This is a genomic window from Methanococcus voltae PS (assembly GCF_024807035.1).
Classification (GTDB): Archaea; AGJL01; Methanococci; order Methanococcales; family Methanococcaceae; genus Methanococcus; species Methanococcus voltae.
Genome location: NZ_JANUCQ010000001.1, coordinates 453514 through 467147, shown reverse-complemented (window position 1 = coordinate 467147; position 13634 = coordinate 453514). Strand labels below are relative to the sequence as shown.

Sequence of the window (13634 nt, the reverse complement as noted above, 5' to 3'; positions counted from 1 at the left end):
TTATGAAATAAAAATTAAAAATTAAAAATAAAATAATAAGTAATAAAAAAGATAATAAAAAAATTTAAAAAGAATAAATATTAAATTTTGTTAGCTTCTTTTAACAAATCTACGAGTACTATGGAAATCATACTTTCTAAAACAGGTATGACTCTAGGAACTATAATAGGGTCGTGCCTACCTTCTATTTTAAGTTTTGCGTTTGTTTTAGTCTTTAAATTTATAGTATCCTGTACTTTGAATATGGACGGAGTTGGTTTTATTGCCACCCTAACTACAATGGGCGTACCTGTGCTTATTCCTGCAATTACGCCACCACAGTTGTTGGACTTATAATTTATTTGATTATCGTTTTCGTTATTTTCAGTAGATTTGTAATAATATTCGTCGTTATTTTCGCTACCATAAAGCTCAGATACTTCAAAACCTCGTCCAATTTCAACACCTTTAACGGCATTTATAGACATTAAAGCTTCTGAAATTCTAGCATTTAGCTTATTAAATAATGGTTCGCCGATTCCTTGTGGTAAATTTAAAACTATTAACTCTACTACCCCACCTACGCTATCATTATTATCCATTGCGTTTAAAACGTATTTCTCCATGTCTTTATAATTATTTGATAAAGTTCTAAGTGGGTTATTGTCTAAATCATTTATAATTTTGTCAATGTAATTGTTGTTATTAATATTATTACTATCGGTATCTTTAGTATTATCATTATTATTATTCAAATTTTTATATAAATTATCGTAGTAAGTTATATCTCCTTTAATTTTTCCAATTTTGACAGAATGCCCGAATACTATTATTTTTTCTCTAGTTAATAATTTTTTTGCTATTGCTCCACCAATAACGTGCCCGATTGTAGTCCTACCACTTGTACGACCACCACCCCTGTAATCGTAGTTTCCATACTTAAGTATGTAATTTAAATCGGCATGTCCAGGTCTTGGAGTATCTTTTAAAGCCGAATAATCCTTCGATTTTTGATTGGTATTATATACCACTGCAGATATTGGCGTTCCCGTAGTTTTGCCCTCAAAAATTCCAGAAAGAAGTTCTATCTTATCTTCTTCCTTACGGGGCGTTGAAAAAATACTATAGCCAGGCCTACGCCTATTTAATTCTTTTTGAATATCATATTCAGAAAGCTCTAAATTCGAGGGGCATCCGTCTATTACTGCACCCAGCGCTTTTCCGTGGCTTTCTCCCCATACCGTAACCCTAAATAAATTTCCATATGTATTCATAATATCACCGTAATTTTAAGTTTAATCTATTGTTAAATCTATTGTTAAATAAAATAAATTACATATATAAATATATTTAATAGTAAAAATATAAAATATACTAACATATGTTTATTATAATTAATTAGTATTTATCAGGTGTTATTTTGAAAAATTCAAACTCAAAAGAAGAATTACCCAATTTTATTAATACTCATCCTTTTATAAAGAAAAATAAAATCCAAGCTAGGATATATCAGCAGATGATTGTAGCAAATGCCTTGAAAACCAATACGTTATGTGTTTTAGGTACTGGCTTAGGGAAAACTGCGATTGCGACATTAACAATTGCAGGTATTTTGCATAAAAAAGGCGGTAAAGCTCTTATTATTGCACCATCTCGTCCACTTGTAGAACAACACTTTGAAAGTCTTAAAAAATTCTTAAACGTACCTGAAGATGAGATATTAATCTTAAACGGGAAAGTTCAACCATTAAAACGTCAGGAATTATGGGAAAACGGGCGTATATTTATTTCTACACCTCAAGTCGTGGAAAATGACATTATCGCTACACGATTAAACCCAAATGATTTTTCAATACTCGTGGCAGATGAAGCACACCACACTACAGGTAATCACTCATACACGTTTGTAGGTAACGTATTTAGGGAAAAAACCCATATATTAGGATTAACCGCGTCTCCAGGCTCCAATATTGAAAGAATTCTTGAAGTATGCGAGAATTTAGGTATTGAACATGTTGAAATACGTACTGAAGATGATTTAGACGTTAAGCAATACATTGCTAAAGCCAAATTAAAACCTAAACGTGTAGAACTTCCTGAAGAATATAACGAAGCTTTAAAACTACTAAAAAAATCATTGAATCAACGATTAAAAGTACTCAAAGAGCATAACGCCATATATACCATTAATGTAAATAAAACGGATTTATTAGTATTGAATAAAAAAATAATGATGATGGATGATAAAAATAAGTTTCAATTATTGAAAGTAAATTCTGAAGCCATAAAAATAGATTATCTCATTGAAACACTTGAAACGCAGGGAAAAGATGCTTTTTTGAACTACTATGATAAATTAGCATCTCAAAACACGAAATCTGCAAAAGAAATATATCACGACCGCGATATTAAAAAAATAGTGGATATGATAAATGAAACAGATATCGAACACCCAAAATTAGAATCGCTCTTAGAAGTTGTTTCAGAAGCTGTTGCACAGAAAGAAAAAGTTATTGTCTTTGCACAATATAGAGATACGGTTTCAAAGATTGTTGATAGTTTAAAAGAACGTGGTATTCCTGCATTAATGTTTGTAGGTCAAAGTAACAAAGATGGTAAGGGAATGTCTCAAAAAGAGCAATCAAAAGCGATTGCTAAATTTAAAGGAGAAATAGACGTTTTAGTATCTACTAGCGTATCCGAGGAAGGTATGGACATTTCTGCGGTTAACTACGTGGTATTTTATGAGCCGGTGCCTTCAGAAATTAGATTTATTCAACGTCGTGGACGTGTTATGAGAGGAGAAGGGGGAGAAGTAATAATCCTTATTGCAAAAGGAACGCGTGACGAAGGTTATTACAGGGCTGCAATTGCTAAAGAGAAGAGTATGAAGAACATACTTAAAGATATGCAAAAAACACTTAATGAGAAGCTATGTGAGATTAAAAAGCTTAAAAATAATGAATTAGACGAAATTGAACAATGTAAAATTGACCAGATTCAAGATATTAAAAAATATAAAGAAAATAAAGAAATTGAAAAAACAGTTATTATTGATGAAAAAGAGGAATCTAAACCCAAATATCTTGATTTAATGAACGTTGTAAAATCTGAAAATGTCAAAAAAGATGAAAAAAATAAAAAAGAAGATTTGGAAAAATTAGAAAAATTAGAAAAAGTGGAAAATATATCCAATGAAACTTTAAAAGCTAAAAACGCTAAAAATGCCAAAATAGCCACAATTATTGTAGATACTAGGGAAAGAGGCGTAGGTAGGTACTTTTTAGATAAAGCAAACGTAGAATTTAAAACTCTTGAAATAGGGGACTATATATTAAGTGACAGAGTTGCGATTGAAAGAAAAACTGCAGAAGACTTTGAAGGCTCCATTATTGATAAAAGGTTATTTAAACAGCTTGGAGATTTAAAAAAATATGAAAAGCCATTGCTAATCATAGAAGGGGACGAATTTTACAGATTAAACAAAAATGCGATTACTGGTATGATACTTTCAATCATGGTAGATTATGGAATACCAATAATATTTACCAAAAATGTTCAAGAAACGGTTGATACACTTGTCAGGATAGCAGAAAGAGAGCAACTTAAAGAAAAAAGACCAATTGCCATTAGATATGGTAAAAGACCTATGTCAACAAAAGAACGTCAAAAATTCCTCGTTGAAGGGCTTCCCGATGTTGGTCCGATAATGGCTGAAAATCTATTGACGAAATTTGATACTGTAGAAGAAGTATTTACGGCTTCAGAACGTGAATTAATGGCTGTTGAAGGAGTTGGGGAGATTACTGCCAAAAATATTAGAAAAGTGGTCACAAATAAATTTAGTAAACCAGAATACTCGAAAAATAAAGATAAAGACGATGAATAATTAGATAATTAATAGGTGGATTATGAAAATTGAAGTTGAAAAAGATATAGAACTTTATAAGATTTGCGTGCCAGTTATGGAAGAAACCGTTGAAAAATCTTTAAAATTTGTAAAAGATGTTCATAATAAGGTATATTCTAAAAATGTACCACATATGTACGAATTTAGATTAGATTGTTTACATAAAAGCGAATTATCCATTGAAAACGTTGAAAAAATTTTTAAATGTGATTGTGAGAAAATAATTACTGTTCGATGGAATTGGGAAGGGGGAACATGGAATAATGAAAAAGAAAGTGTATTGGGTTGTTTGGATATTTTAAAGCGTGCAATAGACTTTAATGTAAACTATATTGATATAGAGCATAAAAATTTGAAAGGGGTAAAGCAGGGGCTTAGAGATTATCGGGATAATGTGCACTCAAATACTAAAATCATAGTTTCATACCATAATTTTATGAAAACCGATGATTATTCAATTTTAAAAAATATTATTGAAGAAGAATTTAGATATGGAGATATTGCTAAAATAGCAACCTCAGTATGTGAAAATATGGATAATTGCAATATATTTAAAGCTTGTAGCGAGTATAAACATAATATAATTGCAATAGGGATGGGAAAGTTGGGGAAAATTACTCGAGTCCATGGACCTCAATTTGGTTCTATACTTACATTCTGCACAGTTTCTAAAGAAAAAGCCTCTGCACCTGGTCAATTACATATTGATGACTTATTTGAAATTTGGGAAAGATATTATCGTTAATATCATTATAACGATTCTATATATCTAAATTATTTCAAATTCAATCAATAATTCACTTTCTTGTTTTAAACAGTCTATTAAATCCCTATTTAAGTCTTTTGCACTTTTATCCGCGTTTATTGATAAAGTCCTTGGGCATATGTGCGTACTTTTTCTTATGACCATGTCTGTGTTGTGATTAAGAATTAAATCCTTTGAACCTTTTGAAATAATTGTATCCTTGTAAATTTCGTTAGTTTTGCTATCTTTGCATTCTAACGTAATTTTTAAAGATTTACCTTGCTTTAATTGCTCTTTAAATTCCTCGGGCAAATCATTTATTGCAATATTTGAATTTATCGCCACAATGCAATCCCCTGTAGGTGTTAAATAATCTTCTTTTGTTATCTCTAAAGTACTTTTATGTGTTGATTTAACGTTTTTATGACCTTTTGCTTTAAATTCTAGTTTTAAATTTTTATTAATCATAGTGTTACCATTATTATCGTTATTATCGTTATTATCGTTATTATCGTTATTATCGTTATTATCGTTATTTGCATTTTAAATTTAGATAATTTTAAATATTGAAATTAGTTAATAGTACTTTAATTCAATATATAAATATAATATATGCTCAGATAAGTATTAAAAAATAATAATTATTGGACGGTGCAATTATGGAATCTATAGGATTTAATGAATTTATGAAATCAAAAAAATATATTAATTTAGAATTTACGAAAATGCACGCACTTGGAAATGACTACATTGTATTCAACGAATTAGATAGTTTGGTAGTTCCTGAAGAATTAAAAGGCGAATTCTCAAATAAAATATGTAAAAGAGGTTTTTCAGTTGGTGCCGATGGAGTAATATTTGTTCAAAAGCCTTCAAAAATCGAAATCGATTACGATGCAGACGTTAGATTTAGGATATTTAACAGTGATGGAAGCGAAGCGGAGATGTGTGGAAATGGTATAAGATGCTTTTCTAAATATGTGCACGAAAGAACCGACTTTAAAAATAATCCATTAAGAGTTCAGAGTGAAGGTGGTTTAAGGATTTCTGAAATGGAATTTGATGAATCAAACAAAGATTTCGTGAAAAATGTTAGAGTATATATGGGTAATCCAAAATATGCTATGAAAGATATTCCAATGGCTATTGAGAATATTGCAGAAGATTTGGAATTCATGAACTTAGAATTACCTGTAAATTGCGAATGTCTTAAAAAAATCGGTAAAGAAGCTTTAAAACTTAGTGTAGCAAATGTTGGGAACCCTCACGCAGTTATAATCCTTCAAGAAAACAACTTGGATGTAGAATTTATACGTAAAAATTTAAATGAATTAGGTGGTTACATGGAATGCCACCCTGCATTCCCTGAAAAGATAAACGTACACTTTATAAACCTAATTAATGAAAATGAAATACAGATAATCACATGGGAAAGAGGTGCTGGCTATACGACCGCTTGTGGTACTGGTACAACGTCATCTGTTGCAGTTTGTGAAAAATTAAGTAAAACTGGTTGCAAAGTACTTGCACATCTCGATGGTGGAGACTTAGAAATCGAAATCGTAAATAATGGTAACGACGTTTATATGAAAGGCGGTGCAGAAATCTCCTACGATGGAATACTTAAAAATTTATAATATCTATCTCAAATAAGGTAATATTTTTAAAAAATAGAATAAAAATATAAGAAAAATAGAATAAAAATAAAATATTAGTTAGGCATACTTAATGCCATCTTTAACTACTTTTGAATTATTTGATTTTTTCAAATTATTTATTTTGTCCATATTTTTTGAATCTAAAAATTCAGAACTTTCAAATTCTTGGTCTTGATTATCAGAATTTAAATATTGAGTTATGTTTTCTTCCATTTTACCGAATACGTACTCTTTTAAGAAATTTTCAATATTTCTTTTTGAATAACCGTGAGTCCTTGCGACGTGGTAAATGGTTTTTTCACTTCCGCTACCGTACTGTGCCGCTTTTTTTGGACGGTCTGCAATATAATCCGGTACATAATCCCTTGAAACATCCCTAAGAATTCTTTTCCAGTGTTCGTTTTTACTATTTTCAGCATCTTCGTCTTTTGTAATTTTATACTCTACAGGCATTGAAAGAGCCACATTTACAACGTTTTTATCTAAAAATGGAACTCTCAATTCTACGCCATTTGCCATGGTACAGTGGTCGTCTCTTTCCAAATTAACTTTATAAATATTCATAGAATCGTGATAAAGCTCTTTTTCCAGCCCTTCTTTTCCTTTTTCAGCTAATGTTCTCTTATAACGATTATAACCTGCAAAAAGCTCATCCGCACCTTGTCCGGATAATACAACCTTTATTCCGTCCTCATTTGCCATTTCTGAAGCTGCATATATTGGGATACCTACGCCAAGTTTCATAACGTTTAATTCGTCAATTGCGTTAGCAACTTTTAGTAAGTACTTTTCAAAGTCATCTTCAGTTAATGTTTTCTTCCTAAGCTTTAAATTTAAGTCCTTTGCAGCTTTTTCTGCATAATAAACGTCTTCTGAACCTTCGGTACCTACGGTATAAAGTATAACTTCTTTGCAGTTTTCAGAGGCTAGTTTTGCTACGAGAGTACTATCTACACCACCAGAATAGATAATACCCACTTTTTCCAAGCCCCTTACACGTTTACTTACCGCTTGATTAAGTACGTTGTTTAATTCATTTCTACAATAGTTATAATCATAATTTACTGTATTATAATTGTAATTATAATATTCTGTAACGATTTCTTCCAAATTTACATGAATTGCAATTTCATTATTATCCAAATGATAAATTAATTCACTATTTGGGTCTAAACGCTTTATTAACTCTGAATTAAATGCTTCTTCATACGTATAATTTTCCAATTTCATTAATGCGTAATATAAAGCCTTCTTTTCAGATGCAAATACGAAATGATTTTCTAAATCTATATAATAAAGTGGTTTGACACCCATTAAATCCCTACGTAATACTACAATATTTTTTTCCTTATCATATATTGCATATGCGAAATCACCGTCGAGTCTATCTTCGGTATGGTCTTCATACGCGTGTAATATCACTTCAGTATCAGTATCAGTTTTAAAACAGTGTTTTTCACACAAATCGTCGTTTAATTCTATATAATTGTAAACTTCACCGTTACATACAATCCATATGGATTCATCACAATTAGGTAATGGTTGAACAGCTTCTCCCACTATTGCAAGCCTATTATGACCTAAATGAACTCTACTTGAACTAAACTTTGAATTATGTATACTTTCGTCTTCTAATTCATTAAAATTCTTAAAATAGATTACATCGTCATCAAGCATCATACCTGACATATCCTGACCCCGATGCTTCAGTATTTTTGTCATTGTTAAAAGCAGCCTCTCTGTATTACGACTACTCGAGGGGTCATCATCTTTTGAGATTACTCCAGTTATTGAACACATTTCACTCACACAAAAATAAATTTGTTTTTTTGTTATTTTTTTACCAATTTATTAATTACATTAGTAATTATTTATTAGTTATTTATTAGTTATTTATTAGTTATTTATTAGTTATTTATTTGTTAATCTATTTATTTAAGTTATCATATTTATAACTATCAATATTTAATTCAGGCGTTAATATATGAATTCGTCATTAGTTTGTCTAATATCGAAATATCGTGTATTTAATGTAGTTTTCAGTTATAAGTAGCTTATTTTATATATACCTATTTATAAAAAAGAAAATTAAAAATTAAAAATTAAATAAATTATAAGAATAAAGTATGGAACAAATTATAAAATGTATAAAAATATTTAATTATTATTCAATATAGAATTTTCAATTGGATTTGGATTTGGATTTGAATTTTCAGTCCTTTCTTTATATTTTAATTGTCTTTTGAGCTTTTTCTCTTTTAAATATGGAATTCTAACAATATTACCGCATTCTAAGCAAGTTATAGTTACGCAAGACTCTTTTGGATTTGTACGAACGGTAGCATTTAATCCATAAATTAAGAAAGAGTCACAATTTTTACATATGTGTCTTTTCCATCGCTTAGGAAATGACATTCTAATTTTCATTGCTAATTTTCGACTTAAAGTAACATATCTTTTTACCCTGTCCGTGTTTCCCCTTTTGGTTTCTTTTTCAGCAAGATTCATTAAAATGTCAATTCTCTCATTTACAATGTTTCTTAAATTTTGATTCGCTTTTTTACTTTTCCGCATTTTTTCACAATAATTATTACTTTTTATTTGATACATATACAATATTATTATATATTATATAATTTATTATGTACTATGTAATAAATTATACTTTAAAATTATGGGATTATTTGGTAATTCAATAATAAAAATAGGTATTAAATAGATACTAAATTTATATTAAATTTATATTAAATTTATATCGAACTTATATTAAATTATATTAAATTATATTAAACCGATGAATAAATAGATAAGTAAATCCATATACTTTGAAATTTTAAAATTTGGTGGAAACTATGAGCAAAGTAAAAGATATGAGCCTTGCGAAAGAAGGACATATGAAAATGGAATGGGCAAAAAACCACATGCCAGTTTTAGCTTCCATAAGAGAAGAATTTAAGAAAACAAAACCTTTCGAAGGTGTTAAATTAGGTATGGCATTACACCTTGAAGCAAAAACTGCAATTCTTGCAGAAACTTTGATGGAAGGTGGCGCTAAAATTATTATTACCGGTTGCAATCCTCTTTCAACCCAAGATGATGTAGCTGCGGCTTGTGTCGAACGTGGAATGGAAGTTTACGCTTGGAGAGGCGAAACAAACGAAGAATACTACGAAAACTTAAACAAAGTTTTGGATGCAAAACCTGATGTAGTTATTGATGACGGTGCAGATTTAATCTTTTTATTGCACACAAAAAGAACCGAATTATTGGACTCAATAATGGGCGGTTGTGAAGAAACCACTACTGGAGTAATTAGATTAAAAGCAATGGCGCAAGAAGGAGCTTTAAAATTCCCTGTTATCAACGTTAACGATGCAGATACAAAGCACTTATTCGATAACAGATATGGAACTGGTCAAAGTGCACTCGACGGTATTTTAAGAACCACTAATTTATTAATGGCTGGAAAAACTGTTGTAGTAGCAGGTTACGGCTGGTGCGGTAGAGGTGTAGCAATGAGGGCAGATGGACACGGTGCAAATGTTATTGTAACCGAAGTTGACCCTATTAGAGCACTCGAAGCAAGAATGGATGGATACCAAGTAATGCCAATGTGCGAAGCTTGTAAATTAGGTGACGTATTTGTTACAACTACAGGATGTAAAGATATTTTAAGAACCGAACACTTCTTATTAATGAAAGATGGTGCGGTTTTATCAAATGCAGGACACTTCGATAATGAAATCGATAAAAATAACTTAAATGACTTAGCAAGTGAAGTAACCGTTGTTAGAAATAATATTGAAGAATATAATATAAACAACAAAAGAATCTACTTGTTAGGTGAAGGAAGACTTGTAAACTTAGCTTGTGCAGATGGTCACCCTTGTGAAGTTATGGACATGAGTTTTGCAAACCAGGCTTTAGGTGCAAAAAACATCGTTGAAAACCATAAGAATATGGAAAATAGCGTCTATGAAATCCCATACGAGCAAGATGCAAAAATAGCACTCTTAAAATTAAAATCAATGGGTTCAGAAATTGACGAATTAACCCCTGAACAGAAAAAGTACTTAAATGATTGGAAAGAAGGAACATAATTTAAGTATAATCTATAATCTATTTTTTTAAATTTATTTTATTTTATTTTATTTTAATTTTATATTACAGCAAATAATAATTTATATTATCAGGCGATATTAGGATTACAATTGTAATAGTTTTAATAATCTCGATAATTTTAATATTGTTTATTATATTGTTTATCATATTGTTTATTAAAAAATAAGTAATTTAAAATAACCCATATATATCCATAAATAATATTTTACAAAATTAATATTATACATATAATATTTTAATATTTTAATAATTATTTGTGGCATAAGCACTATAATTCGGACGAATAGGTGATAATTTGAAGAACACTGAGACTAGAACACTGGAAAGACCGCAAATGTGCGAAATTAAAGAAATTATAAAGGAAAGTCCCACCGTAAAAACGTTTATATTAAACAAAGAATTTAATTTTAAAGGCGGACAATTTGCAATGGTTTGGGTACCAGAATACGATGAAAAACCTTTCGGATTTTCAAATAAAAACGGCTTTAGTGTTGCAAATGTAGGTAGAACTACGTCAAAAATGCACGAAATGCAAGAAGGAGAACTCCTGGGTATCAGAGGACCTTATGGAAATGGCTTTGAAACTTTTGGAGATAATATAATAGCTGTAGCCGGAGGTATAGGTTCAGCCCCAATAATCCCCACCGTTGAAGAATTTGCAAAACAGAATATAGATGTAACTACGATTTTGGGCGGTAGGACTAAGGAAGAATTATTATTCTTAGATAGATTTGAGAATGCAAGCAATACAATTCCATGTACTGACGACGGAACTTTTGGATACAATGGTTTTACAACAAATAAGCTTATGGAAATTCTTGAACAGAGAAAAGAAGAAAATATTTCGACGGATTGTCTAATTACCTGCGGTCCCGAAATTATGATGAAAAAAGTCGTAGAAATAGCTAAAAATTACAATATACCTGTTCAATTGTCTTTAGAAAGATATATGAAATGTGGAATAGGCATCTGTGGTCAATGTAGCGTTGATGACGAAGGTTACTGCATATGTAAAGATGGACCTGTATTTTGGGACAACAAATTGAATATGATAAAAGAATTTGGAAAATACAGAAGAGATGCTAGTGGTGCAAAAATTTAATAATTTATTTTATTACTCTTTTTTTATTATTTGTATTGTTATTATTATTATTATTATTATTATTTAGCATTTTATTATTTTATTTCATAGTTTATTAAATTTATAGCTAAACATATATCTACCTACACAAGATACTACACAAAAAACATATAGTATATAATGAGCATAAGAAATTTACATATACAATTACAGAGCTGATAAAATGAATATGTCTGATAGTGTTGAGGAACTAAATATAGATGCTGGTTTAGACTTAGAGGAATTAGAAAACGGCATGGCGAGTGAACTAAACACCCAAGCTGAAAGTTTAAAGCATTCTATGGATAGTATATTAAATAAAATAAAATTCGCTGTTCAAAATGATGATGAAGATTTAAAGTCCGTAAAAGAAGATATAAGTAAAATTTCTTCCAATTCTGAAGCTGATGAATCTTTAGAAATGAATTCTGAAATATTACAAATAATAAATAACAAATTAGATGTTTTAATAGATGCAAAAGATGAGCAAAATCTTATGCTTAAAAAAATAAGCGAAGATATCGACGATATGCTTATAAAAATCGATAAAAGCGCTGATTTAATTATGGCAAACTTTGAAAATCAGAACGCAAGATTTGACAATTTATTAGAGCTATTACAAGATATATTAGAAGGTATTCAAGAGATTAAGGGTTTACTTTCTGATATGAATATGAAAAATATGACCAAAGCGTCAAATGTTGTTGACAATTTAAAAACTAAAATTGATAGCTACATGAATTCTGATGATGAAGGTATTGCAGGATATTAAATTATAATTTATAGGTTATAGATTATTAATATAGATTATTAAATTACCACCAAATTCAATTTAAAGAATATTAAAACGGTATTTATAGTAATAATAGTTAAATAGTTGTATTGTATATTTAAACTCATAAATATTGTGTTATGTCATTAATACTAATGAATAATATAAATTCTAATAAACAAATAATATAATTAAAATAACTAAAATATATAGTAATACACGGATATTAAAATATTAAACAAGTAAATAAAAATAATTATAAATAAATCCAAATAAATTAAAAAATAAAAAATAAAAAATAAATTATATAATATTAAATAAAAATTAAGTAGGAAATAGGTGGTAAAATGATAAAAATAGCAGTTACAGGCGCCGTAGGTAGAATGGGAAGCGGCATAATAAAAAATATCTTGGAAAGCGAAGATATGGAATTAGTTGCAGGTATTGAAGCACCTGGAAACCCTAAAAAAGGTTTAGATATTGGTGAAGTTATCGGTGTTGGAAAACTCGGAATTCCTGTTTCTACAGCTGACGAATTAGAAAAAGTACTAAGTGAAGCTAAACCTGACGTACTTGTAGACTTCACAGCACCAGCTCCTTGCGTTGGTACAGTTAAAACAGCTTCAAAATTAGGTATAAACTTAGTAATTGGAACCACAGGGTTTACTGATGAACAGAGAGCTGAAATGGAAACCGCCATTAAAGAAAACGGTGTTTCTGCAGTAATTTCCCAAAACTATGCCATTGGGGTAAACATATTCTTTAAAACATTGGAATTATTGGCTGACAAATTAAGCAATTACGATATTGAAATCGTAGAAATGCACCACAAACATAAAAAAGATGCACCAAGTGGAACAGCTTTAAGAGCTGCTGAAATCATACAAGAAAACCTCAATAGGGATTCGAACGTTATATACGGAAGAGAAGGCATAACTGGTGCTAGGGCTAAGGAAGAAATCTGTATACACGCTTTAAGGGGTGGCGATGTAGTTGGAGACCACACCGTAATATTTACAGAAGAAGGCGAGAGATTAGAATTAAGCCATAAAGCATGTAGTAGACAACCGCTTATATCTGGCGCATTAATTGCTGTTAGATACATAGTTGGTAAAAAAGCAGGAATATACAACACTTTTGATGTATTAGGACTTAATGAATAATTTAAGCATTCTGTTGGTTAAAACATTTTGCGCTAAACGAATAGTAAAATATATTATTTAAAAAATATATAATACTATTTAACATATTTAAAAATTAAATTTTGTTTTGAGTATAATATACTTATTACATTAATATTGTATATATTGTATAATTTGTATTAATAT

11 protein-coding genes are annotated in these 13634 nt (G+C 29.8%); 7 read left to right on the top strand and 4 right to left on the bottom strand.

The window, feature by feature from the left end:
* Window positions 1-80: 80 nt before the first annotated feature.
* Complete coding sequence (gene aroC / locus M2325_RS02245) at window positions 81-1253, bottom strand: chorismate synthase (RefSeq protein ID WP_259050699.1); 1173 nt, start codon at window positions 1251-1253, stop codon at window positions 81-83.
* A gap of 242 nt (window positions 1254-1495) precedes the next feature.
* Between aroC and M2325_RS02240 the strand changes: the two genes are divergently transcribed.
* Window positions 1496-3868, top strand: coding sequence for a DEAD/DEAH box helicase (locus tag M2325_RS02240; RefSeq protein ID WP_245314083.1), 2373 nt, complete (start codon window positions 1496-1498; stop codon window positions 3866-3868).
* 22 nt (window positions 3869-3890) lie between these two features.
* Window positions 3891-4634 (top strand): type I 3-dehydroquinate dehydratase, encoded by a 744-nt coding sequence (gene aroD, locus M2325_RS02235; protein ID WP_259050698.1) that lies wholly within the window; start codon window positions 3891-3893, stop codon window positions 4632-4634.
* 24 nt (window positions 4635-4658) lie between these two features.
* Here aroD and M2325_RS02230 read toward each other — a convergent pair whose 3' ends face one another.
* Window positions 4659-5102 (bottom strand): DUF371 domain-containing protein, encoded by a 444-nt coding sequence (locus tag M2325_RS02230; protein WP_209590509.1) that lies wholly within the window; start codon window positions 5100-5102, stop codon window positions 4659-4661.
* A gap of 218 nt (window positions 5103-5320) precedes the next feature.
* Between M2325_RS02230 and dapF the strand changes: the two genes are divergently transcribed.
* A complete protein-coding gene (dapF, locus tag M2325_RS02225; RefSeq protein ID WP_209590820.1) occupies window positions 5321-6271 on the top strand; it encodes a diaminopimelate epimerase in 951 nt (316 codons plus the stop codon).
* Window positions 6272-6349: 78 nt separating this feature from the next.
* On the opposite strand, the gene asnB is transcribed toward dapF, so the two are convergent.
* Together asnB and M2325_RS02215 are read right to left on the bottom strand one after the other, a co-directional pair.
* The gene (gene asnB, locus M2325_RS02220; protein WP_259050696.1) at window positions 6350-8092 is read right to left on the bottom strand and encodes an asparagine synthase (glutamine-hydrolyzing); all 1743 of its coding nucleotides are present in this window, start codon (window positions 8090-8092) and stop codon (window positions 6350-6352) included.
* Between the two features lie 357 nt (window positions 8093-8449).
* A complete protein-coding gene (locus M2325_RS02215) occupies window positions 8450-8866 on the bottom strand; it encodes a ribonuclease P protein component 4 (protein WP_209590507.1) in 417 nt (138 codons plus the stop codon).
* A 278-nt stretch (window positions 8867-9144) separates the two neighbouring features.
* Here M2325_RS02215 and M2325_RS02210 point away from each other — a divergent pair, with 278 nt between their 5' ends.
* The 4 genes from M2325_RS02210 to dapB all read left to right on the top strand — a co-directional run bounded on the left by M2325_RS02210 (window position 9145) and on the right by dapB (window position 13469).
* A complete protein-coding gene (locus M2325_RS02210; RefSeq protein WP_209590506.1) occupies window positions 9145-10392 on the top strand; it encodes an adenosylhomocysteinase in 1248 nt (415 codons plus the stop codon).
* A gap of 341 nt (window positions 10393-10733) precedes the next feature.
* On the top strand, window positions 10734-11516 hold the full coding sequence (locus tag M2325_RS02205) for a dihydroorotate dehydrogenase electron transfer subunit (protein ID WP_259050857.1): 783 nt from the start codon (window positions 10734-10736) through the stop codon (window positions 11514-11516).
* Between the two features lie 202 nt (window positions 11517-11718).
* A complete protein-coding gene (locus M2325_RS02200) occupies window positions 11719-12306 on the top strand; it encodes a phage infection protein (RefSeq protein WP_209631572.1) in 588 nt (195 codons plus the stop codon).
* A 347-nt stretch (window positions 12307-12653) separates the two neighbouring features.
* Window positions 12654-13469 (top strand): 4-hydroxy-tetrahydrodipicolinate reductase, encoded by an 816-nt coding sequence (gene dapB / locus M2325_RS02195; RefSeq protein ID WP_259050694.1) that lies wholly within the window; start codon window positions 12654-12656, stop codon window positions 13467-13469.
* The last annotated feature ends 165 nt before the right edge of the window (window positions 13470-13634 follow it).

Bases quoted from the DNA above. Each gene is read 5' to 3' on its own strand.
- M2325_RS02240 (WP_245314083.1), top strand. From the start codon at position 1,496: ATGATTGTAGCAAATGCCTTGAAAACCAATACGTTATGTGTTTTAGGT.
- dapF (WP_209590820.1), top strand. From the start codon at position 5,321: ATGAAATCAAAAAAATATATTAATTTAGAATTTACGAAAATGCACGCA.
- aroC (WP_259050699.1), bottom strand. From the start codon at position 1,253: ATGAATACATATGGAAATTTATTTAGGGTTACGGTATGGGGAGAAAGC.
- aroD (WP_259050698.1), top strand. From the start codon at position 3,891: ATGAAAATTGAAGTTGAAAAAGATATAGAACTTTATAAGATTTGCGTG.
- asnB (WP_259050696.1), bottom strand. From the start codon at position 8,092: ATGTGTTCAATAACTGGAGTAATCTCAAAAGATGATGACCCCTCGAGT.
- M2325_RS02230 (WP_209590509.1), bottom strand. From the start codon at position 5,102: ATGATTAATAAAAATTTAAAACTAGAATTTAAAGCAAAAGGTCATAAA.
- dapB (WP_259050694.1), top strand. From the start codon at position 12,654: ATGATAAAAATAGCAGTTACAGGCGCCGTAGGTAGAATGGGAAGCGGC.
- M2325_RS02200 (WP_209631572.1), top strand. From the start codon at position 11,719: ATGAATATGTCTGATAGTGTTGAGGAACTAAATATAGATGCTGGTTTA.
- M2325_RS02210 (WP_209590506.1), top strand. From the start codon at position 9,145: ATGAGCAAAGTAAAAGATATGAGCCTTGCGAAAGAAGGACATATGAAA.
- M2325_RS02215 (WP_209590507.1), bottom strand. From the start codon at position 8,866: ATGCGGAAAAGTAAAAAAGCGAATCAAAATTTAAGAAACATTGTAAAT.